Source organism: Paraburkholderia sp. XV, assembly GCF_020177535.1.
In the GTDB taxonomy this organism is placed as follows: Bacteria; Pseudomonadota; Gammaproteobacteria; order Burkholderiales; family Burkholderiaceae; genus Paraburkholderia; species Paraburkholderia caribensis.
The window spans coordinates 66,954-89,026 of record NZ_JAGUUD010000021.1; the positions used below are offsets into that span (position 1 = coordinate 66,954).

General features: G+C 64.3%; 23 protein-coding genes and 1 pseudogene. 12 read left to right on the forward strand and 12 right to left on the reverse strand.

From position 1 onward, the window contains the following. Window positions 1-40: 40 nt before the first annotated feature. Window positions 41-655: a hypothetical protein gene (locus KFO72_RS13730; RefSeq protein ID WP_060607809.1), complete on the forward strand. Its 615-nt coding sequence runs from the start codon at window positions 41-43 to the stop codon at window positions 653-655. A 127-nt stretch (window positions 656-782) separates the two neighbouring features. Beyond that, window positions 783-1,931 carry an acyltransferase family protein gene (locus KFO72_RS13735; RefSeq protein ID WP_054932049.1) on the forward strand — a complete coding sequence of 383 codons (1,149 nt, stop codon included), beginning with the start codon at window positions 783-785 and terminating at the stop codon, window positions 1,929-1,931. A gap of 44 nt (window positions 1,932-1,975) precedes the next feature. Here KFO72_RS13735 and KFO72_RS13740 read toward each other — a convergent pair whose 3' ends face one another. Then, the gene (locus tag KFO72_RS13740; RefSeq protein WP_225032364.1) at window positions 1,976-3,898 is read right to left on the reverse strand and encodes an SMP-30/gluconolactonase/LRE family protein; all 1,923 of its coding nucleotides are present in this window, start codon (window positions 3,896-3,898) and stop codon (window positions 1,976-1,978) included. A gap of 282 nt (window positions 3,899-4,180) precedes the next feature. Here KFO72_RS13740 and KFO72_RS13745 point away from each other — a divergent pair, with 282 nt between their 5' ends. The 3 genes from KFO72_RS13745 to KFO72_RS13755 all read left to right on the forward strand — a co-directional run bounded on the left by KFO72_RS13745 (window position 4,181) and on the right by KFO72_RS13755 (window position 6,779). Next, a complete protein-coding gene (locus KFO72_RS13745; RefSeq protein ID WP_007585164.1) occupies window positions 4,181-4,345 on the forward strand; it encodes an FmdB family zinc ribbon protein in 165 nt (54 codons plus the stop codon). Between the two features lie 288 nt (window positions 4,346-4,633). Then, window positions 4,634-4,894 (forward strand): hypothetical protein, encoded by a 261-nt coding sequence (locus KFO72_RS13750; protein WP_225032365.1) that lies wholly within the window; start codon window positions 4,634-4,636, stop codon window positions 4,892-4,894. Window positions 4,895-5,261: 367 nt separating this feature from the next. Continuing rightward, window positions 5,262-6,779, forward strand: coding sequence for a diguanylate cyclase domain-containing protein (locus KFO72_RS13755; RefSeq protein WP_176054084.1), 1,518 nt, complete (start codon window positions 5,262-5,264; stop codon window positions 6,777-6,779). A 30-nt stretch (window positions 6,780-6,809) separates the two neighbouring features. Here the strand turns inward: KFO72_RS13755 and KFO72_RS13760 are convergent, their stop codons facing one another. From KFO72_RS13760 to KFO72_RS13800, 9 genes are all read right to left on the reverse strand, one after another. Further along, on the reverse strand, window positions 6,810-7,163 hold the full coding sequence (locus KFO72_RS13760) for a RidA family protein (protein WP_054932053.1): 354 nt from the start codon (window positions 7,161-7,163) through the stop codon (window positions 6,810-6,812). A 66-nt stretch (window positions 7,164-7,229) separates the two neighbouring features. Beyond that, window positions 7,230-8,396, reverse strand: a complete 1,167-nt coding sequence (locus KFO72_RS13765) for an NAD(P)/FAD-dependent oxidoreductase (RefSeq protein ID WP_225032366.1) — start codon at window positions 8,394-8,396, stop codon at window positions 7,230-7,232. 7 nt (window positions 8,397-8,403) lie between these two features. Beyond that, window positions 8,404-9,822 carry an NAD(P)/FAD-dependent oxidoreductase gene (locus tag KFO72_RS13770; RefSeq protein ID WP_224099265.1) on the reverse strand — a complete coding sequence of 473 codons (1,419 nt, stop codon included), beginning with the start codon at window positions 9,820-9,822 and terminating at the stop codon, window positions 8,404-8,406. Next, the gene (locus KFO72_RS13775; protein ID WP_224099266.1) at window positions 9,812-10,153 is read right to left on the reverse strand and encodes a (2Fe-2S)-binding protein; all 342 of its coding nucleotides are present in this window, start codon (window positions 10,151-10,153) and stop codon (window positions 9,812-9,814) included. The genes KFO72_RS13770 and KFO72_RS13775 overlap by 11 nt, the downstream gene beginning before the upstream one ends. A gap of 7 nt (window positions 10,154-10,160) precedes the next feature. After that, the gene (locus KFO72_RS13780; protein ID WP_060607823.1) at window positions 10,161-11,297 is read right to left on the reverse strand and encodes an NAD(P)/FAD-dependent oxidoreductase; all 1,137 of its coding nucleotides are present in this window, start codon (window positions 11,295-11,297) and stop codon (window positions 10,161-10,163) included. Next, window positions 11,294-12,091: an ABC transporter permease gene (locus KFO72_RS13785; protein WP_054932057.1), complete on the reverse strand. Its 798-nt coding sequence runs from the start codon at window positions 12,089-12,091 to the stop codon at window positions 11,294-11,296. The genes KFO72_RS13780 and KFO72_RS13785 overlap by 4 nt, the downstream gene beginning before the upstream one ends. A 4-nt stretch (window positions 12,092-12,095) precedes the next feature. Next, complete coding sequence (locus tag KFO72_RS13790; protein WP_225032367.1) at window positions 12,096-12,968, reverse strand: ABC transporter permease; 873 nt, start codon at window positions 12,966-12,968, stop codon at window positions 12,096-12,098. Beyond that, window positions 12,955-14,025 carry an ABC transporter ATP-binding protein gene (locus tag KFO72_RS13795; RefSeq protein ID WP_054932059.1) on the reverse strand — a complete coding sequence of 357 codons (1,071 nt, stop codon included), beginning with the start codon at window positions 14,023-14,025 and terminating at the stop codon, window positions 12,955-12,957. Before KFO72_RS13795 ends, KFO72_RS13790 begins: the two co-directional genes overlap by 14 nt. 54 nt (window positions 14,026-14,079) lie before the next feature. Then, window positions 14,080-15,144 (reverse strand): ABC transporter substrate-binding protein, encoded by a 1,065-nt coding sequence (locus tag KFO72_RS13800; RefSeq protein ID WP_107202593.1) that lies wholly within the window; start codon window positions 15,142-15,144, stop codon window positions 14,080-14,082. 135 nt (window positions 15,145-15,279) lie between these two features. Between KFO72_RS13800 and KFO72_RS13805 the strand changes: the two genes are divergently transcribed. Then, window positions 15,280-16,242, forward strand: coding sequence for a LysR substrate-binding domain-containing protein (locus tag KFO72_RS13805; protein WP_224099268.1), 963 nt, complete (start codon window positions 15,280-15,282; stop codon window positions 16,240-16,242). A 57-nt stretch (window positions 16,243-16,299) separates the two neighbouring features. On the opposite strand, the gene KFO72_RS13810 is transcribed toward KFO72_RS13805, so the two are convergent. Beyond that, window positions 16,300-16,620 (reverse strand): pyrimidine/purine nucleoside phosphorylase, encoded by a 321-nt coding sequence (locus tag KFO72_RS13810; protein ID WP_007730846.1) that lies wholly within the window; start codon window positions 16,618-16,620, stop codon window positions 16,300-16,302. A gap of 382 nt (window positions 16,621-17,002) precedes the next feature. Between KFO72_RS13810 and KFO72_RS13815 the strand changes: the two genes are divergently transcribed. Next, window positions 17,003-18,385: an MFS transporter gene (locus KFO72_RS13815; RefSeq protein WP_054932061.1), complete on the forward strand. Its 1,383-nt coding sequence runs from the start codon at window positions 17,003-17,005 to the stop codon at window positions 18,383-18,385. Window positions 18,386-18,438: 53 nt separating this feature from the next. Beyond that, the gene (locus KFO72_RS13820; RefSeq protein WP_054932062.1) at window positions 18,439-19,272 is read left to right on the forward strand and encodes a shikimate dehydrogenase family protein; all 834 of its coding nucleotides are present in this window, start codon (window positions 18,439-18,441) and stop codon (window positions 19,270-19,272) included. 79 nt (window positions 19,273-19,351) lie between these two features. Here KFO72_RS13820 and KFO72_RS13825 read toward each other — a convergent pair whose 3' ends face one another. Then, window positions 19,352-19,849: an Ohr family peroxiredoxin gene (locus KFO72_RS13825; RefSeq protein WP_263627433.1), complete on the reverse strand. Its 498-nt coding sequence runs from the start codon at window positions 19,847-19,849 to the stop codon at window positions 19,352-19,354. 412 nt (window positions 19,850-20,261) lie between these two features. Here KFO72_RS13825 and KFO72_RS13830 point away from each other — a divergent pair. The 4 genes and pseudogenes from KFO72_RS13830 to KFO72_RS13845 all read left to right on the forward strand — a co-directional run. Continuing rightward, a pseudogene (locus KFO72_RS13830) lies at window positions 20,262-20,516 on the forward strand (hypothetical protein); the annotation flags it as partial. A 51-nt stretch (window positions 20,517-20,567) separates the two neighbouring features. Next, window positions 20,568-21,179, forward strand: coding sequence for a TetR/AcrR family transcriptional regulator (locus tag KFO72_RS13835; RefSeq protein ID WP_225032368.1), 612 nt, complete (start codon window positions 20,568-20,570; stop codon window positions 21,177-21,179). 203 nt (window positions 21,180-21,382) lie between these two features. After that, entirely contained in the window at window positions 21,383-21,790 is a 408-nt protein-coding gene (locus KFO72_RS13840) for a VOC family protein (RefSeq protein ID WP_225032369.1), read from the forward strand. A gap of 57 nt (window positions 21,791-21,847) precedes the next feature. Further along, window positions 21,848-22,073: hypothetical protein (locus tag KFO72_RS13845; protein WP_225032370.1), on the forward strand; the 226-nt coding region annotated here is incomplete at its 3' end.

Sequence of the window (22,073 nt, forward strand, 5' to 3'; positions counted from 1 at the left end):
TCTCTCTCGTTACACTTAAACCAAACCGTTGGGAGTTTTCATGTCTTTCCGCATCAAACTCGGCGCCACAGTTCTGACAGCCACGCTTGCGACGGCTGCGTTCGCGCAGGCGCCCGCCACCAAGCCCGCGCGCATCCGCGGCGAAATCGTGTCGCTCGACGGCGACACGCTCAAGGTCCATCGCCGCAGCGGCGACACGGTGTCGATCGAAGTGAAGCCGGCCTTGAACGTTTCTGCCGTCAAGGCAATTCAACTGTCCGATATCAAGCCGGGCACCTTCATCGGCACGGCAGCGACCACGGGCACCGACGGCAAGCTGACGGCAACGGAAGTCGTGGTATTCCCCGAGTCCGCGCGCGGCACCGGCGAAGGGCATTACGACTGGGACCTCGGACCGAACAGTTCGATGACCAACGCCAACGTCGACACCGTGGTTCAAAGCACGAGCGGGCGTGACCTGAAGCTGTCGTACAAGGGCGGCAGCAACGTCGTGACCGTGCCGCCCAACGTGCCCGTCGTGACGTTCACGCCTGCCACGCACGGCGATCTGACGCCGGGCAAGAAGGTGTTCGTGGTCGCGACGCCGGCTTCGCAGGGCAGCTACGTCGCACAACGCGTCGTGGTCGAGAAGGATGGCGTCGCGCCGCCGATGTAATTGCTGCAAGAGCCGTTTGAGCATGTCAGGCTCAAACGGCGCTAAATAATTTCGCCAATTATTTTCCATTTTTGTTATTGGCTGCGACGATAAGATCGACGCAGCCGTAATAAAAGGGGCGAAAAAAATGGCGATTACCTTGAACCTGCCGGCGTCGGCCAATTCCGGAAAGTCCTTAAAAATCGACGCCATTCGTTTCCTCGCGGCGTTCTGGGTACTGATGTACCACTTCAAGCCACCCCTTTTTCGCGAACTCTTGCCGCATCGGCTATCGTTTCTGGGCGGCGCGCTGTGGTCCGGATCGACGGCATTATTCGCCGGGCCTGCCGCTGTCATCGTGTTCTTCGTGATCTCCGGCTATTGCATTCACGCGGCATATCACAAGGACGTCGCGCTCAAGCCAGTCAACTATTACGCGTCGCGGTTCATCCGTATCGGATTGCCGCTCGTGGTGCTGCTATGCGTCGTTCAGCCATTGCCGACGGGACAGAATTATCTGGAGTCGGTGTTGTGGTCGCTTTACTGCGAGATGGTGTATTACGCGGTCTATCCACTGTTGCGGCCGCGCTTTCACTATATCGGCGAAATGATCGCCGGCTGTGCGTTGATGGCGGCTGCGATGGTTGCGTGTGTGCGGCTGTTCGGGCATCCCGTCTGTCATGGTTGCGTGTATGAAACCTATCGCGTTCCGGGCACGGCCTTGCTGTACGCAGCCGGCTGGATTTCAGGCTGCCTGATCGCGGAGACGCAGCGCAACGCCGCACAGTTTCAGATTCGTGGCGCGTATTCGCCACTGACAATGGCGATGCGGCGCGGCCTGGATGCGAGCGCGCGGCTGCTTGCCAACCATCTCGTCGTGCTGAGAATGGTGGTCGTTGCGGCAGGCGCCGCCGTGATGATTCTGCTGTCGGAGTCGAGTCTCAAACCGGCCGCGCTACCCTTGATCACACCGGATATCACGCTGCCGGTATTTCAGGTCCTCGCGGCAATCTGGATCGCAACGGAAACCGCGACGCCGTCCAGATCGCGTGTGTGGATAGTGTTGGCTGCCTGCGGCGCGTGGTCGTACAGCCTTTATCTTTGCCATAAGACCGCACTGGCGCTACTCGAAATGACGGCATTCGACGAAACCTCGCGCTATGCATGGTTCGTCGAAGTGGCGTTGGCCTTTGCGATCAGCTATGCGTTCTACCGGATCGTCGAAAAGCCTTCGCACCTCATTTCGCAGCGGCTGCGAAAGTACACGCCGGACGTGCCGGGCGCGCCCGCGGCCTGAGCCGCAGCGGCGCCGCCCCTGCGCAAAGACGTTGCGCCGCGACGTTACGGCATCCAGCGATAAACAATGATGCTCGATCCGTTGTAGTTGTCTTTCGTGACCACGTATTCGCCCGTCGATCTGAGGTAAGCCCTGAGGCCGTACATCGAGTCGACATCGTTGCCGACGTCCACGTTGCCCGGGTTCGAATTGGTCAGCGTGGTGTCGAGGCGGCCCGTGGTGAGATTGAAGGCGTCGATGTTCGGCACGGTGTGCACATATCCGACGAACAGATAGTTGCCCGCCGCCGTCATCGACTTCGCATTGGCGCTGGGGAGATTGATCACCGGGTCGGGCCGCGTCATGTTGCCCGCGCTCCAGCCGTGATACACCTCGATCCGCGTATTCATCGCGGTCCAGTCCCAGCTCCCCGCGATGCCTTGCGCAAGAATCATCGTGTCGCTCTCGGCGAGATAGATGATGCGCGTCAACGGGCGGATGCTCGCGGGAATCGGCAATGCGATGCCGGGTCCCCAGGCCGGCTTGCCGTATCCATCGAAGCCCGTCAGCGGATAGTGATAGATATGATTCGTCCGATCGAGCCCGGCCCACACATCGCCCCGGCTGTCGATGCTGAAGCCGCCCGTCACGGCGCGCGTCGTATTGAACGCGGCACCCGGCAACGAAGCGTCCGGCACGGCGATATAACCCTTCGACGGTTCGAAATGGAAAAAGTAGAAGATGGCCGGGTTCTGCCCTGACGCGACGAGAATCCGATTGCCGCCGACGCTGACGAGCTGGCCGAAGTGCTCGTCGCGCTGCGTGTCGTTGACGTTGAGGCGCGGGTCGTTGGGATACGAGAAGGGATCGACGGTATTCGCGACGAAGGTGCCGCCCGCCGTGCCCGAATAGATGTTCGTGCCGCTATAGAACAATGCGCCATCCGTCATGGGGTCCGGCGCTGCGACGGCTTCGAAGTTGAGTGACTGCAGCTTCCATAGCAGGCTGCCTGCGCTGTTATACGCGTGAATATCCGTGCCGCCATTGCGGCCGAGATCCCAGCCGCCGCCCCACGGATTGTTGAGCACGTACAGATTGCCGGCCGAGTCCTTGCCGATGCCTTCGATACGCGTAAAGCGCTTGTCGCCGACCTGGCCTTTGACGCCCGTCGTGGTGTCGAGATAGCCGCCCTGGACGCCGAAGGTGCCGGCCAGTTGCGGCGCGCCGGTCGTGCTGTAGAGCTTGATGTTCATATCGGGGCCTTCGTCGCCGACCATCAGCAGACCCGTCGATGCATCGAAGTACAACGCGGAAGGGCGCGAGGTCGCGGGCATCTGGATCGTGTTGAGCAAGGCGCCCGTGGGACCGTATTCGACGACGACGCCCGCGCTCTTGCGCGCCACCCAGAGATTGCCCGCGCTATCCAGCGCGAGCGCCCCGGGCCCCGCGACGCTGAAGTCCTGCTGCCATGCGCCATCCGTCGTGAAGACGCGCACGCGATTGCCGAAGAAATCGCTCGCATAGAGCAACGAGCCCGCCGTTGCGAGTCCTGTGATCGCATCGGCGCGGGTCACCGCGTTCCATGTGCTGACGTTAATGACGAGATCGCGTGTGCCTGTCGCGCGGTTGTAGCGGCCGACGCCGCCGCTGCCGTATTGCGTGCCCGCCTGCATCGCCGCGAAAATCGACGTCGCATTGCCGGTAATGGCGCCGCCCTGGAACTCGCTATGGATACCCATCGATCCGATGCTTTGTCCGTTCTGATAAAGCGCGACGCCGCCTTCGTTCTCGTCCCACATCGACGCCGTATAGACGATACCTTCGGGCGCAACCCACATCGAACGCGCGGCATTGCCGACGTGCGCCGCGAGCGTGCCATAGGTATTCGCGAGCCAGTCGGTCGTGTATTGCGCATGGGAGACGCAGGCGCTCATCGCGATGAATGCGCCGAAGAACAGGGTGTGCAGCCGTATTCGTTTGTTGTGCATGCGATAGGTTCTCTGGCGTCGATCGATCGGATAATTGAATGAAATCGTGCATGGGCCATGCACGAAATTTTAAGTGCCCATTTATTCGAACGGGTATCGATATCCGAACGTGGGTGCAGAAAAAATAATGTTCGATGCTGCGCGCATGGCCAGCACGCATCCGGCAATACGAAAAACCCTTCAATCGATGCATGCCGCACTAGAATGGGTTACTGCCGTATGCGTTTTCGCGGCGATGCGGTTTTGCATCCGCATCCAATTCTTCCGCATCGGAGAATGAGCATGCCGACCTATCAGTATCGTTGCGAGAGTTGTGGGGAAAAGTTCGAGCACGCGGAGCACGTCGCAGAACATGCAACGGCGCAGCTGAAATGTCCTAAATGCGGAAGCGACAAGGTGCAGCACGCGCCGACACCGTTCGTCGCGAAGACGTCGCGCAAGAGTTGAGCGCGTGGCATTGTTAGAGGCACGCAGATGAAACCGTGCGACGCATGCAAGGCGTTGGCAGGAAAGCCGTCGTCAGCGCCGCCGCATGGCGATTTGAGCGCGATGGGTGCGGACGTCAAAGTGTCGCCGGGGTCTTACGTCGAACGCTGTGACGAATACCGTTGTACCGTCTGTGGTAACTGGATGCTGAGGAACACGCCTGGCGTCTGGTTGCTGCGCAATCCGTCGGGCGCATCCACCGCGTGAACGCGCGGCGCTCGCTAGCGGAAATTTTCGATCGAGGTCGTGATGGCATGGCTTGTCATTCTGCACGGCGCTTATTGGCGCAACGTTTCGCACGACGTATTCAGCGAACATCCGAGAGAGGACGACTGGAGCCAGCTGGCGTGCGACACCTTCGACGCAAGCGAAGGCATGTGCGAAGCGGAAGTGGATGGCGTGAAAATCCTGATTCCGCGCAATACGGTGATTGCCGCCGTGAACCTGCAGGATCGCGAGCAGGCAAAAGGTTTTGCCTTGCCTGTCCGTGACGGGCAAGCACATCGTTGACTGCGCACGCGGCAACGTCGCGAATATCATCGACCTGGCTCGAGGTCGGCAATCGTTTTAACCCTCCTTCAGGCGTGACCGGCTGCGAATTGCCGCTCACGCTTTTTCGTGCCGGCCGGCTCGATCAGGTCTGCATCGTCGAATACCCGTCCCCACGACTGCATCACGGATGCGCGCTCCACGGAATTTTGCGTGAGTAATATATACACGCAATCAGCACGAGCGGCCAAAATTACGGCATCATGCGTCACCTGGCGCTTGCGTAGCGTTTACCTCACTCAAGCCGCGTGTTTTCAGGCCGTTAAGTCAGCGAGCAAAGCTTGCCCCGCGATGGGCCGGAACACAGCGTCCTGACCACGGTCGAGCCATGTCCGAGAAGACTTCCATGTTCGATTCGCTACTGGCGACGCCCACGCCAGAGAAGGCCGTTGTCAGCCCGTCGGTGCGGGCAGCGCTGCTGTCCGCGCTGTTCGACAACGCATGGCCGTTGTTTCTGTCCGGCATCTCCAGCATCTTCGTGGCCGCGGTCGCGTGTTTCCGGCTGCATCAGACATGGACGGCGCTCTGGCTGATCGCCGATATCGCCGTGCTGGCCGCCCGCCTCGGGATCGTGCGCCTCTACGTGACACGCAGCCGCGTCGGCGAGGTGCATCCGGGCCCGTGGGCCGCCCGCTACGCGCCCGTCAGCCTGATTGCCTGCCTGCTGCTCGGCCTCGGCACGGCCGCGTGCTTTCTGTCGCCGGACAAGGAACTGGCCACGCTCGCGATCATGGTCGCGGCAGGCATCCTTGGCGGCATCGCGTCGCGCAACGCGGCGCTGCCGCGGCTCGCGATCGCGCAGATTTTTCTCGGCACGGTACCCATCGGCATTGGCGCGCTGATCGCGCCGCAAAGCGGCGCATGGATTCTGGTGCCGCCGCTCGTTGCGTACAACGCGGCAATGGTCTCGGTGGTGCGACGCCATTACAACGGCCTCGTCGCGCTGATGACGGCCGAACAGCGCCACGCCGAACTGGCCGCGCGCTTCGACGCCGCGTTGGCGTACATGCCGCACGGGCTGTGCACCGTCGACGGCGCGGGCAAGGTCGTGATCGCCAACCGCCGGACGGCGGAACTGTTCGGCGCGACCGTCGAGATGCTCAAGCTCAACGTGCCGCTGCCGGAGTTCATCGGCCACGTCGGCATCGCGCAGTTCGGCGGGACGCTGCGCAAGCGGCTCGTCGAACGGTTCAGCGCGTGGCTCGGCGACGAGCGCAGCCCGATGGGCCTCGAACTGGAGGACGGCCGTCAGCTGGAATTGACCCGCAACCCGGTGCCGGACGGCAGCGCCGTCATCATCATCGAGGACGTGACCGAGCGGCGGCAGACGGAGGCGAAGATCCTGCACCTCGCGCGGCACGATGCGCTCACGGGCCTGCCGAACCGCCGCGAGTTGCGCGACCGGCTGGAGCAGATCCTGCTGGACCGCGCACGGATGAAGGGCGGGGCGATCGCGATGATGTATCTGGACCTCGACGGCTTCAAGCAGGTCAACGACCGGCTCGGCCATTGCGCGGGCGACGAGGTGCTCGAGACGGTCGCCTCGCGGCTATCGCGCGTGCTGCGTCCCGGTGAACTGGTCGCGCGGCTGGGCGGCGACGAATTCGCGATCATCGCCGACCACACCACGCTACCTTCCGTTGTCGCGCTGGCTCAGCGCGTGATTCGCGACATCGCGCTGCCATACCATCTGTCGACGGGCGAGGCCGTCAGCATCGGCACCAGCGTCGGTATTGCGCTGGCGGCGAATGACGATTCGGTCGACGGTTTGATCCGGCGCGCGGACCAGGCGCTGTATAGCGCGAAGCAGGCGGGCCGGGGCACGTATCGCGTAGCGAACGCTTAGGCAGACGGCGCGCGCTGCGACGCGCCGCCGTTACGCCAGCGCGACGACGGCAATCTCGACCAGCAGTTCCGGCGCGGCCAGCTTCGCTTCGACCGTCGCGCGGGTCGGCGCGCAGCCGGGCGCGACCCACGCGTCCCAGACGCTGTTCATGCCCGCGAAATCGCGCTCGATATTCGCGAGCCACACCTGAGCCGACACGAGACGCGTTTTGTCGACGCCCGCTTTCTCCAGAAAACCGTCGATCTTCGCCAGCACACTGGCCGTCTGGACTTTGACATCGGGCGCGTGATCGTTCGACGTCTGGCCGCCGATGAACACAAGCCCCGCCGCCTTGACGACACGGCTCATGCGCTGATTCGTTTCGATTCTTATGATATCGGACATACGCTGGTTTGCTCCTGGTTGAAGAGTCGAAAGCGCACCGGACAGGGCGCGCGTCATGCAATGGAATCAATGAGCGACGGCGCTCGCCGCCCGTTCGGAGGCGGAGGTCCGCGCGAAACGGTCGATCGCGAATGCATCGAGCGGCAACGACGCCTTGCCGTCGAGCACCAGCTCCGAAACGAGCCGCCCGCATCCCGGCCCGAGCTGAAAGCCGCTGCCGCAATAGCCGAACGAATAAACGAGATTCGACGCGCGGCGGCTCGCCGAGATCACGGGCAGCGAGTCGTCGGTAAAGGCTTCGACGCCCGCCCAGGCGCGATTGACGCCGAGATGCCGCAAATGCGGAAACAGATCGACGACGGTATTCGCGCTGCGCACGAGGCGCGCGAAGTCGACCTCGCCGTGGCGGCCGTCGAGGTCGGCGATGCCGATCAGCTTGCCGCCGATCACCACCGTGCCGTTGTCGAACTGCTTGAACGACAGCGGGCGGCCCGTGGCGCCGAGCGTCGCCCGGCAGAAGGGCGCGACGCGATGCGTGACCATCAGCATCAGTCCTTCGGGATGAACGGGCACGTGTTCGCCGACCTGCGCGGCCAGTTGGCCCGCCCATGCGCCCGCTGTGATGACGAGCTTTTCCGCGCTGAACGCGCCGCGCGGCGTGTGCGCAAGCCAGCGTGTGCCGCGCTGTTCGATGCGGGTCGCAGCCGTGCCTTCGAAGAACTGCGCGCCGTGTCGCTGCGCCGCGAGCCGGAAGGCGGTCGTGGTCCTGAACGGCAACGCGTAGCCGTCGCGCTCGACCCAGATGCCGCCCGTCACGTGCGGCGCGAGCGCGGGCTCGAGTTCGAGCAGCGTCGCGCGGTCGATCAGTTTCTCGTGCGTGAAGCCATGCGCTTCGAGCAGCGCGACGCGTTCGCGGCAATCGTCGAGTTCGGCCTCCGTCTCGGCGATCTTCAACTGGCCGGAAGGCACGAAGCCGCCGTCGTCGCCGATCGTCTCGCGCAACGCGTGCCAGATCTCGCGCGACATCAGCGCCAGCGGAATTTCCGGCACAGGCCGTCCGAGCGTGCGCACGCCGCCCGCGTTCACACCCGACGAATGCCGCGCCACATAGTCGGCTTCGAGCACGATCACCGTCGCGCCGCGCGCGGCCAGATGAAACGCGGTGCTCGATCCGTGCAGGCCGCCGCCGATCACGAGCACATCGGCTTCACGCGTGACGGCGCAAGGGGACATGGCGGGGTCATTCACCGGCGAGTTCTCCGAGCGTGAGCGGCTTGATGGGCGGACGGATGCGGTAGTAGCCCACTTCGCCCGGCGGCACGTTGCGCGCGTGCGCGATGATCTCGGTGACGGTGAGGCCGCACATGCGCCCCTGGCACGGACCCATGCCGCAACGTCCGAACGATTTCGCCTGGTTTGGGCCGACGCAGCCGAGTTCGACGAAGCCGCGCACGTCGCCCGCCGTCACTTCTTCGCAGCGGCAGATGATCACCTCGTCGTGCGGAATGCGGTTCGCGTCGCGCGGACGGTACAGGCTGTCCAGAAACGGACGGATGCGCATCACGCTCGCCAGCGTGCGGCGATGCGGCGCGGCTTCCGTGTCGCGCGTGGCCGCGTCGATCGCGCCGAGCTGGCACAGTGCCTGGAGCGCGCTCAACGCGCCCTGTTCGGCGGCAGCCAGCGCGCCGCCGATACCGCCGCCGTCGCCCGCGATAAAGATGCCCGGCACGTCGAGCTCGCCCCATGCATCCGTGGTCGGCGCGAAGCACAGCTGAGCCGTGTCCCAGTGGTGTTGCGCGCGCAGCGAGAGCGTGAATTGCGTGTTCGGCACGACGCCCTGATGCAGCAGGATCACGCTGGCTTCCACCTTGTGCGCGCGGCCCTGGGTCGTGAAGCTCAGCGCGGCGGCGCGCTCGACGCCGTCGGCGTCGCGTCTGGATTCGATGCGCAGATCGTCGGCGGCCTCGAAGATCGGCACGCCCGCGTCGCGCAGCGTGCGGATCAGTTGCAGGCCCTTGCCGAGAAACGGCCACGCGCGCAACGCGGACAGCAGATGCTTCTTCGCGCGCCAGCGGTCCTCGTGACGCGTGGTATCGACCAGCGCGCGGATCGGCACACCCGCTCTCACGTACTGCCAGCCGAGCAGATAGAGCAGCGGGCCGCAGCCCGCCAGAACGGGCGGCTCGGCGGGCACTTCGCCCGCGCTTTTCAGCAGGATCTGCGCGGCGCCCGCCGTCAGCACGCCGGGCAGCGTCCAGCCGGGAATCGGAAACGGCCGCTCGAGCGCGCCCGTGGCGAGAATCACCCGCTGTGCGTCGAAGCTGCCGACCTTGCCGTCCTTCAGGTAATGCACGGCCCGCTCGCGCGTGACCTGCCACACGGACGCATGCGCGACATGGCGCGCGCCGGAGCGTGCGAACGCGTCGGCAATCGCGGCGCCCGCTGCGTAGTCCGGGCCGAGAATCTCCTTGCGGCGCGCGTCGGCGCGGCCAATCGCGCGATAGATCTGTCCGCCGACGGCATCCTGCTCGTCCAGCAGCACGACGGACAGACCGGCGCGCGCCGCGCGCGTTGCCGCGCTCATGCCGGCGGGACCGGCGCCCACCACGACCACGTCGACGGCTTCGGATACGAACTCTGCTGCGTGTTCAGCGGCCATGAGCGTCCTCCAGCGAAACAGCGACGGGCGGCAGATCGCGCGCGCCTTCCTGCGAACGGATGTGCATCCCGTCGCGCACGGTCACCATGCAGCTTTGCCGGCTCGGCACGCCATCGATCTCGACCAGACACTCGAAGCACGCGCCCATCATGCAATACGGCGCGCGCGGCGCGCCGGACACGGGCGTCGCGCGGAAGCGCGCAATGCCGGAAGCCAGCAGCGCCGCGGCCACCGAGCGGCCGCCCGGCACGCGCAACGGCTGATCGTTGAACCAGATATCGACGGGCGCATCGGCGCCGGGCAGGGCCTTGAATAGCGGTGTGGAAGTCATGTCGGAATCAGTGAGCGGGAATGAGAGCAGGGGATTCAGTGAAGCGCGTGCCCGAAAACGCGGGCAGCTCGTCGGGCATCGCACCGCCGGCGATCCACGGCGCAACGCGCAACGCATGCGCGGCGGCGAGCGTCACGCCGCTGTGGCAGGTGACGACGAAGGCGCCCGGATGCGACGCAGACTGGTCGTAGATCGGAAAGCCGTCCGGACTGTAGACCCGCAGCGCGGCCCACGTGCGCACCAGCCGGACGTTCTTCAGCAACGGAAAGGCGCGCACGCCGCGCCGCGCGATGTCGGACAGCACGTGCGTGGTGGTGAAATCGTTCAGGCCGACTTCTTCCATCGAATCGCCGAATTGCACGGTGCCTTCGTCCGTTTGCCGGACGTTGAGCGTCGGGTAGTGCAGGAACGGCGCGACGCGCTCGCTGATCAGCACCTGTCCGCGATTCGGCGCAACGGGCGCATGCAGCCCGACATGCGGCGCGAGCGCGCGATTGCCCAGGCCCGCCGCGAGCACCACGCGCGCCGCGCGATACGTGCCGCGCTTGCCTTGCACCGCGAAGCCGCCGCTGTCGGGCGCGATGCGCAGTGCTTCCTCGTTGTTGACGAGCTTCACGCCGCGCCGCTGCATGCCTGTGTGCAGCGCACGCAGCAGCTTGAGCGGATTGACGTGCCCGTCCATCGGCGTATAGCTCGCGCCGATCACGTCGGGGCCGATCTGCGGCACGCGTTCGCGCACTTCGCGCGCATCGAGCAACTGATACGGGTAGTCGCCGAGTTCGCGTTGCAGCGTGCCGAGCCGCTGGGCGCGGTCGGCGAGGTCGTCGTCGGAGAAACAGAAGTGAAAGCCGCCGGGCTGGCGCAGCGCGACGTCGATCCCCGTTTCGTCTAGCAGCGCGGCGGCGAGCGCGGGCCAGCGCGTGGCGGAACTGCGCGACCAGCGCGCGTACGGCGACAGGCCGTAGCCCTTGCCCTGAATCCAGACCAGCCCGAAATTGCCGCGCGACGCGCGAAACGCGCCGTCGTCCTGGTCGAGCACGGTGACTTGCGCGCCTTCGCGCGCAAGGCCCCAGGCGACGGCGGAACCGACCAGCCCGCCGCCCAGCACGAGCACGTCGGGATGGGCGGATGAGTTGCGGGTCATCGTGCTTCTCCAATCAATATGCGGTCCAGTCCGACCATGCGGTCGAGCAGCACCATCAGCAGAACCGTGCCGACGATCAGCACCGCCGAGACCGACGCGACGAGGGGATCGATGGTCTGCGCGATCTGGTTGTACATGGCGACGGGCAGCGTCGTGGTGCCGGGCGTCGCGACGAAAATGGTCATCGTCAGTTCGTCGAAGCTCTGGATGAACGACAGCACCCAGCCGCCCGCGACACCCGTGCGGATCATCGGCAGCACGACGCGGCGAAACGCGGTGAAGCGGCTCGCACCACACGACAGCGCGGCGCGCTCGGCGTCGCGGTCGAGGCCGACGGCGGAAGACAGCGCGAGCCGCAGCGCATACGGCAGCACGACGATCACGTGCGTCGCGACGAGCGCCCAGAACGAGCCGCTCAGATGCAGCAGCGACAGGAAGCGCAGGAACGCGATGCCGAGCACGACGGCGGGAATCATCATCGGCGAGAGGAAGAAACTCATCAGCGCGGCGCGGCCGGTGAAGCGGTAGCGCGCAATCGCCAGCGCGGCGGGCACCGCGAGCGCGACGCCGATGGTCGCTGCCGCAAACGCGAGCCGCACGGACAGCCAGAACGCCGACACGATGTCGCCGTTTTCCAGAATCGCGCGAAACCAGCGCAGCGACGCGCCGTCGAACGGCATCGAAATGAAGCCTTTATCGGTGAACGCGACCAGCATCACGACAACCAGCGGCGCGAGGATGAAAGAGAGGAACAACGCGTTGAACAACAGGCCCCAGAATCCGTTCTGTTTCATGGTGTCACTCGAAAACGTGCTTGAAACGGCGTTCGGCGAGACGGCTGCAACCCATCACGATCGCGACGTTCGCAACCAGCAGGAGCACCGCGATGCTTGCGCCGAGCGGCCAGTTCAGCGTGCCGAGGAATTCGTCGTAGGCAGCCGTCGCGACGACTTTCAGACGGCGCCCGCCGATCAGCGCAGGCGTCGCGAATGCCGACGCCGACAGCGCGAACACGATGATCGATCCGGACAGCACGCCGGGCATGATCTGCGGCAGCACCACGCGGCGAAACACGCGCAGCGGCGAGCCGCCGAGCGACAGTCCCGCCCACTCGACCTGCGGATCGAGCTTTTGCAGCGTCGCCCACACGGACATCACCATGAACGGCACCAGCACATGCGTGAGCGCGATGATCACGCCCGTCATCGTGAAGACGAGGCGGATCGGCTCGGACGTGACGTGCAGAGCCTGCAACGCGTTGTTCAGCACCCCGTTGTTGCCGAGCAGAATCTGCCAGCCGAGCGTGCGCACCACGACGGAGATCAGCAGCGGCCCGAGCACGATCAGCAGGCACAGCGACTGCCACGGCCGCTTCATGCGCGCGAGCACGATCGTTTCGGGCACCCCGAGCAGCACGCTCAGCAGCGTCACCGCGAGCGCGAGGCCCGCCGTGCGCAGGAAAATTTCCGCGTAGTACGGGTCGCTCACCACCTCGGCGTAGTTCTTGAGCGTGTACGCGGTCTGCACGCCCGCCACGTCGCTGAAGACGCGGAACGACAGCAGCAGCGTCAGCACGAGCGGCACGAGCAGCAGTGCGCCGAACAGCAGCAGGGCAGGCGCGGACAGCAGCCAGGGCGCGGCGCCCGCGCGCGAATCGTCAAGCGTTGCCATGGGCGCTCTCCCGGGTCAGCACGCGCAGATCGTCGTCGGTGAAAGCAAGTCCGACTTCGTGGCCTTCCTCGGGCGGCGGCGCGCCGTAATTCGGCTGCGCGACACGCAGCGTGCCGAGTTCGGTGTCGACTTCGAGCAGCCATTGATTGCCGATGAACACGCGGTTCGCGATGCGTCCATGCATACGCGCATCGCCATTCGCCAGACGCACTTTCTCGGGGCGGATATACACGTGCACCGCGCCTTCCACCTCGCGGCCTTCGTGCGGCACGTGCAGCGTCGTGCCCGCGACGTCGACGACCGCGCAGCGCGGATTGCGTCCCAGCACTTCACCGGGCAGCGTATTCGTGCGGCCGAGAAAGGTCGACGCGAACGGCGTGGCGGGGCGCTCATAGGCATCGAACGGCGTGCTCAGTTGCGCGATGCGCCCTTTGTGAAGCACGGCGATGCGATCGCTCATCGTCATTGCTTCGACCTGATCGTGGGTGACGAGGATCGTCGTGATGCCGAGGCGCTTCTGGATCGCGCGCAGTTCGATGTGCATTTCCTCGCGCAGCTTGGCGTCGAGATTCGACATCGGTTCGTCGAGCAACAGCAGTTCGGGACGCATCGCCAGCGCTCGCGCGATGGCGACGCGCTGGCGCTGGCCGCCCGACAGTTCCTTCGGATAACGCGCGTCGAGTCCTTTCAGGCGCACGAGATCGAGCGCTTCGGCAACGCGCACCGCGCGTTCTTCGCGCTTCATGTTGCGCATCTCCAGGCCGAAACCGACGTTGCCCGCCACCGTCATGTGCGGAAACAGCGCGTAGCTCTGGAACACGACACCCATGCCGCGCTTTTCGGGGCGCTCTTGAGTGATGTCGCGGCCGCCCAGTGTGATGCGGCCCGCGCTCGGCGTGACGAAGCCGGCGATCATCTGCAGCGTGGTGGTCTTGCCGCAGCCGGACGGGCCGAGCAGCGACAGAAACTCGCCGCGTTCGACGGACAGATCGAGGTGCTCGACGGCGGTGAAGTCGCCGTAGCGCTTCGAGAGGCCTTGCAGGGTGAGGAAGGTCATGAGCGGCGGTCCTGTGCGGAGGCGGGCGTTGCGGCTGCGATGCGGCGGCGGTGCTTATCGCTCGACCGAGCGGTTCCAGCGCTCCGTCCATTCGGTGCGGTGCTGGTTGATCGTGGCCCAGTCCATCGCGGTCAGTTTGCTGACCTGATCCGGTCCGTACGGCACGCGCGCGGCCACCTCGGGCGTCAGCTTGACGGTCTTGTTGACCGGGCCGAGGCCGATGCCTTGCGCCTGCATCGCTTGAACCTCGGGGCTGAGCAGGTACTGGATGAACTCCTGCGAAAGCTTGGGCTGCGCGTTCTCCGCCACCGGGCACGCCGCGACCTGCAACGCGACGCCGCCTTCCTTCGGATAGACGAACTTGAGCGGAAAGCCGGTGTTCTGCAGCGCGACCGCGCGGCCGCTGCCGTACGGCGCGATGATGACGTCGCCCGCCTGCATCAGACCGTCCATCTCGCCGGGCGTCGGCGCCCACGACAGCACGTCGGGCGCGACCTGCTGCGTCATCGCGGTGAAGCCGGGGTCGATGTTCTTCTCGCCGCCGCCATTCAGGCGTGCCAGCATCACTAGCGTATGCAGGCCATACGTGTTGGTGATGGGCGGCACGCCGAGCTTGCCCTTCAGGCGCTTGTCGGTCAGCACCTGCCACGAGTCGGGCGCGGGCAGGCCGAGCTTCCTGAACGCCTGTTCGTTGTAGCCGATGCCCGTCGCCACCATGCCGACGCCGACGGCCGTGGGGCCGAGCCGGGCGAGCGGATAGAGATCCTTCATCACGGGCGCCTCGTCGACCTTTGCACACAGGCCGAGCTGCATCGCCTGATACATCGGGCCGTCGTCCATCACCGCGACATTGATCTGCTGATGCCCTTTCTGCGCCTGGAGCTTCGCGAGCGTGTCGCTCGAATTCCCCGCTACATAGACGATCTTCACGTCATGCGCCTTCTCGAACGGCGGAATGATCTTCTGACGATAGAGCTGCTCGTTGGAGCCGCCGACGTTCGCGACATACAAGGTCGTCTCGGCGTGCGCTTGAAAGGGCGCGCTCAGACAGGCGGTAGAGAGGGCGGCGGAGAGAACACGGATCGTAAGACGGCAACGGCGGCGCAGCGTTTCTTGCATGACGACGATCTCCATTCAATGTGGGAAGGGACGCTCTGGCGGCGTGTCAATGGATCACAGTCTGGTCCGCAATGGTCATATCGTCCAATACGAATAAAATAGCTATCCATACATGGTTGATATGGGTTGAGGACGATGAACCTGAAGCATATCGAGGCGTTTCGCGCGGTGATGGTGGCGGGGTCGATGACGGCGGCAGCGAAGGCGCTCTTCACCTCGCAGCCGAACGTGAGCCGGCTGATCTCGCAGCTCGAACGGGAGACGGGCTTGCTGCTGTTTCAGCGCAGCGGCGTGCGGCTGATTCCGACCAGCGAGGGCACGGCATTCTTTCGTGAAGTGGAGCGCGCGTATGTCGGCCTGCAGGGACTCACCAACGCCGCTGCGCAGATTCGCAACCTGGGCAGCGGACGTCTGCGTATCGCGGCGATGCCGTCAGCGGGGCTGACGCTCGTGCCGCATGCGATCAAGCGCTTTCAGGACTTGCATCCGGGCGTGACCGTGTCGCTGCACGTGAACACCTCAGGCACGGTCAATCACTGGACGGCATCGCAGTTCTGCGATCTGGGCGTGGCGGTGTATATCAGCGAGGCGTCGAATTGCGAAGTCGAGATGCTGTCGACCGTCGCCGCCGTTTGCGTGATGCCTGCTGCGCACCGGCTGGCTTCGAAGGCCGTCATCAAGCCCGCCGATCTGCAAGGCGAATCGTTTATTTCGCTGTGCCACGGCGACGGCACGCGCGCGCAGATGGACGAGGTGTTCGTGCGCGCGGGCGTCGAACGCAAGCTCGCGATCGAGGCGCAATACACGGCGATCTGCTGTGAGCTGGTGCGTTGCGGAATGGGCGTGACGCTTGCGCATCCGGGCGTGGCGCTGGATTTCGCCGGGCCGGATATCGCCATCCGGCCATTCGCCCCAGCGGTGATGTTTCCGATGTATCTGCTGTTCCCGCCGAATCAGCCACGCGAGCGGCTGGCGTCGGCGTTCGTCGAAGTGCTCCGCACGGAGCATGAGGAAGTGATGGAGAAGCTGGCGCGGATCGTTCCCGACTCACCGTCGAAACGCACCGGCAAGCAAAACGCCAAACGGGCGAAGCCATGACGCGAGGGGAGGTTGCCGCGCGCGCCTGTGCGTCGTCGCGGCAACACGCACGAGTCGTTACAGATAGCTGCAAACGTAGTCGAGCGTTTCGACCACGTCGATATCGAAGCGGCTCTTGCCGGGCACCGAGAACGTCTCGCCTGCGCTGTACGTTTTCCACTCGTCGCTGCCTTCCAGGCGGATGCGGCAGGTGCCCGCCTGCACTTCCATCAGTTCGGGTGCGTCGGTGCCGAAGTTGAGCGTGCCGGGCAGGATCACGCCGAGCGTCTTGCGGGTGCCGTCGGCAAAGAGCACGGTGTGCGATACGCACTTGCCGTCGAAGTAGACGTTGGCGCGTTTGACAACGGAAACCTGATCGAATTGGGTTGCGGCCGTCATGGCGGTGTTCCTTTGGGTCGTTGTGAATGAAGGCAGAAGCGCCGCATGAAGGCGGCGGCGCGAGGCCGCCATAATACAGCCTGGCTGCGGCGGGGTTCGGACGCCGCGTTTTCTTCAGTTCATCCGCCACATGGTGAACACCGGATTCCTGCCGGCCGCGCACCGTCATTCGACGCACTGCAGCAGGCTGCCCGAAGCACCGTCCGACACGCCGCCAGAACCCGGAGAAACCCTCGGAGCGTTCGATCATCGCGCAGTCGTGCGCGATGATCGAACAAAAAGTGGCGATAATCCCTTGTGCGATAGGCCCTCGGGGCGCTACGCTGCGCTCCATCCTGTCGACATTCAGATAGTCGTCAGCCTACAAAGCTAGGAGACAACCATGACCGCAGTCCCGGCTCACGAGCCCAAGGGTAAGCATCAGTCGAAGAAGGCCGCCGCCAGCGGCTGGATCGGATCGGCGCTTGAATACTACGATTTCTTTATCTATGCGACCGCCTCGGCGCTGATCTTTCCGCAGATATTCTTTCCCAAGGGCAATGCGACGACCGCTATCGTCGCGTCGCTGGCGACGTACGGCGTGGGCTACGTGGCGCGGCCAATCGGCGCCTTCGTGCTCGGCCACCTCGGCGATACGCACGGCCGCAAGAAAGTACTGCTCGCATGCATGTTCCTGATGGGCTTCTCGACGATCGGCGTTGGCCTGTTGCCCACCTACGATCAGGTCGGGGTGCTGGCGCCTGTGTTTCTCGTGCTGCTGCGTCTGGTGCAGGGCTTCGCGGTGGCGGGTGAAATCTCCGGCGCAAGCTCGATGATTCTGGAGCACGCGCCGTTCGGCCGGCGCGGCTTCTATTCCAGCTTCACGCTGCAAGGCGTGCAGGCCGGGCAGATTCTGGCAGCCGCCGTGTTCCTGCCGCTTGCGCACTACATGCCCGCCGAGCAGTTCAATACCTGGGGCTGGCGCATTCCGTTCCTGATGAGCTTCGTGGTCATCATCGCGGGCTGGGTCATTCGCCGCAAGGTCGACGAGACGCCCGCGTTCAAGGAAGAAGGCAGCGCCGCACGTGCCCGCTCGCCGATCGTCGATGCCTTCAAGTACAACACGCCCAACATGTTGCGCGTGATCTGCATGGCGCTGATGAACGTGATTCCCGTCGTGGCGACCATCTTCGGCGCGGCGTATGCGGTGCAGCCGGCCTACGGCATCGGCTTCGCGAAGGACATGTACCTGTGGATCCCCGTCGTCGGCAATATCGTCGCCGTGCTGGTGATTCCGTACGTCGGCAATCTGTCGGACAAGATCGGCCGCCGCCCGCCCATCATCATCGGTTCGCTGCTGTCGGGCTTGCTGGCGTTCGCGTACCTTTACGCCATCAGCATCCACAGCGTGTCGCTCGCCTTCGTGATGTCGATCCTGATGTGGGGCGTGGTCTATCAGGGCTACAACGCCGTGTTCCCGAGCTTCTACCCCGAACTGTTCCCGACGGCCACCCGCGTCTCGGCGATGGCGATTGCGCAGAACATCGGCACCGCGATCACCGCCATGCTGCCCGCGCTGTTCACGGCTGTGGCGCCTCCGGGGTCCAGCAATATCTGGTTGACGGTCGGCGGCCTCGCGTTCGCGGTCACCATCATCGCCGCACTGGCTGCGTTCAGCGCCCGCGAGACATACCGTGTGCATATGGACGAACTCGGCAAGCCCGATGCGCATCCCGTCGATAAAACCGAGTACGACGCCGCGCGGGCTGCGTCATTCGCCCACTGAAGCACGCTGACACCCGCCGAGCAGAACCTGACGCCTGAGAGAGCACTTTGACCATGATTTCCGGAAAGACCACCCTCGTCGCGCACATCGGTTTTCCGACCGAGAGCTTCAAGTCGCCGATGATCTACAACCCATGGTTCGAGCAGAAAGGTATCGACGCCGTCGTCGTACCGATGGGCGTCAAGGCGGAGGATTACGAGCAGAGCTTCGCGTCGATCTTCCGCTTCACCAATCTGCGCGGGGCGTTGATCACGATGCCCCACAAGGTGACGACGGTCGGGCTGGTCGATGAGGTCACGCCCGCCGTGCGTATCGCGGGCGCCTGCAACGCGGTGCTCAAGCGTCCCGACGGCACGCTGCTCGGCGATCAGTTCGACGGCGCCGGCTTCGTGCGCGGCGTGCTGGGCAAGGGGCGGCAACTGAAGGGCGCACGGGTGCTGATCTCGGGCTCGGGCGGGGTCGGCTCGGCGATCGCAGCGTCGCTGGCGGCTGCGGGCGTCGCCGAACTCGCGTTGTACGATGCGCGCAACGAATCCGCCGAAGGGCTGGCGCAGCGGTTGCGCGAGCACTACCCGGCGTTGACGGTGCGCACCGGCTCGAAAGATCCCGACGGCTACGACGTCGTGGTGAACGCGACGCCGCTCGGCATGAATGAGGGCGATCCGCTGCCTTTCGATGTCGCGCGCATCTCGCCCACATGCTTCGTCGGCGAAGTCGTGATGAAGTCCGAATACACGCCGTTCCTGCGCGCCGCGCGTGAGAAGGGCTGCGAAGTGCAGGTCGGCACCGACATGCTGTTCGAGATGATTCCGGCCTATCTGGAGTTCTTCGGCTTCGGGACTGCGACGCCCGACGAGCTGCGCCGCGCGGCGACCATCGCCTACTAGGTCGCTGTTTCGATGTCCCGTCCGGATCGCGGCTCGCCGGGCGGGTGCCCGTGAGCGCGGAGTCGTCCCGCCGTCGCGCTCAATCGAGGACGGCCACGATGTTCACCGTCCCCTGCCTCGCCATCTTCGCATAGGGGCACAAACGCTCGGCGTTGCGCACCAGTTCTTCCGCCACCGCCCGGCCGACGCCCGGTATCCGCACCCTCACATCGATCACGAGCGCGTAGCCGCCATCCATCGGATCTCGACCAAAGGCGACCTGCACGTCGACGGCGATGTCTTTGAGTTCCATCTTTGCGCGCTTGCCGAGCAGATTGAGCGCGCCGTGAAAGCAGCCCGCAAAGCCCGCGGCGAACAGTTGCTCGGGATTGGTGCCATCGCCGGGACCGCCGAGTTCGGTAGGCAAGCGCAGCTGCACATTGAGGTTGCCGTCGGCCGAGCGCGCCACGCCGGACGCGCGGCCATGTCCCGTCTCGCCGCCGGATACGGTGACCGAGGTCGTATAGAGCGCCGCGAATTCCCGGCCACGATACCGGTCGAGCAGGGAAAGCGGGGGCGCTTCCAGTTTCGTTTTCATGATTCGTTCTCAGGCCAGGCGGCGAACCTCGATGTGATCGATGGCCGTTGCCCCAAAGCCTTCTCCCTTTCAGACGAAGCGACACTGAACCGGTCCTATGTTAAGTGACGGAAAAATGTCGCGGTAGCGTCGTTCAGGGACGCACGGTGTTTCCACAATCGCGTCAATCGGCGGCGCGCTTTTTGTTCAGTCGAAACGCACAAGCCGGCCGCGCCGAAAGCCGGCCTCCTTTCGCCCAGCGGCTAGCCAGATTTTCTCCACGAACACGGCAAAATGTGGGAACGGTCGATGGATCACCCGGATGCATCGCTGCATGCTTTTCGTTTGGCTTGCCCAACCCGGCCGACGTCCTGTCCACCTGTTTTTCGACGAGCTACGCGGGAATCATCGCGTTCATGGCGATCGCGACTGAAGGGTCGACGGCCATATGCGCAAGTTCCTGCCGACGGCCCGATCGACTTTCAACGACATTGACCTGGTGTTGCGCGCGGTGCTCGATCGGGGACACTACATCTGCTACCTCTGCCGACAGCATCTGCCCGCGCGCATCCGCGTGTTCGTCGTTTTCATGGCCGGGCATATCCGGGCGCTGAATCTGTCCGCTTTGCCTGGTTTCCCGGTGCGTGGCTGGCATCTGCATTCCAGCATCCCGTGGCCTTTAGAATAGGTTTCGTGGCACCGTTTCGACGGGCACGCGACTCCACAAGGAAAACAAGGAATGAACGAGCGGACACCGCACAAGCGCTTGCGGCCCCGAAAAACACCGAGCCAGCCGCGCTCGGAAGAGACGGTCGCATCGATCATCGAGGCCGCCGCGCAGATTCTCGAAGCGGACGGCTTCGACGGATTCAACACGAATGCGGTGGCCGCGCGCGCCGGCGTCAGCATCGGCTCGCTCTATCAGTACTTTCCGGGCAAGGACGCACTGACGGTCGCGCTGATCCGGCGTGAGACGACGCGCTTTCACGAGGACATCGCCGTCGCGCTCACGAAGCGCAGCGGCAAGGCCGGCCTGGAGCATCTGATCGGCGCCGCCTTGCGCCAGCAATTGCAGCGTCCGCGTCTTGCGCGGCTACTCGATATCGCAGAGGGGCGGCCTGCCTTGCGCGATGAACTGGCCAAGCCGGAACTCGAACAGATCGCCACCGAGGTCATCAAACGCGCGATCCCCCGGCACGCGCATCCCGAAGTCGCGGCGGGCGACCTGTTCGCCATTGTGAGGGGCATCGTCGATGCGGCTGGCGAACGCGGAGAGACCGATATCGAGAACCTCGAATATCGCGTGCGGGCTGCCGTATTCGGCTATCTGTCGAAGACGGGCACGCCGTGAACGCACGGCGAAACATGCACGAATGTGAGCAAGCGGCTTGCCGCGCGTGGCGGGCTATCGGCTGAAAGGCCTTCGCGCAGGCGGGTTTCGCGTGTCTCGGCGGGTGCGCGCAATGCGAGTTGTTGAAGGTGAGCCTCTGCTTTTATTCTGAGGTCCTTGGGCGGACATGGCATAGGGCCACCGCCATCTACGAGAGACCGACGATGAACGACATTACCCAAAGCATGAAGCTCAACCATCTGAGCTTCCCTTCCGCCGATACCGCCGCGACCGCGAAGTTCTTTGAACAGTACCTGGGCTTTACGATCGCGGGAACGTGGGAGAAATCGTACATTCTGAAGCGCCCCGGCTATGACGTCGTGATCGATCACGCCAGCGACGACGTCCCGGCATGGCCGAAGAACTTTCATGTCGGCTTCGAACTGCCGGGTTTCGATGAGGTTCAAGCGTTGTATGAGCGTTTCAAGGCGGATGGCGTGCAGATCGAAACCGGCATTTTCAATAATGGCCGTGGTTCGCGCTTCTTCTGCCGCGCGCCGGGCGGTGTGATGTTCGAATTGAACACACGCCGCGACGCCGCGCCCGAATATCACGGCACATTCGACAACTGAGAATAGCCTGATCACAACAGGATATGAACGATCTGTGTGATCAGGAATCCAAATGAATTGATCGACACCGGCGATGTTGTATTGACTGCGCCGACCACTGCGCCGCTCGCGCCTTTGTTGGATCGCCTGTTCGACAAGGCCATTTTGACGTCGCTTGCAACGAGCCGTTGTGGCCGCCATTGCGCCGAAGCGCTAATTGTTAAATCGAAATGGCAATTCAATAAGTTAATTTTTCCGATATGCACCAAGCATTTTATAATCCGGCAATTACGACCTGATACAC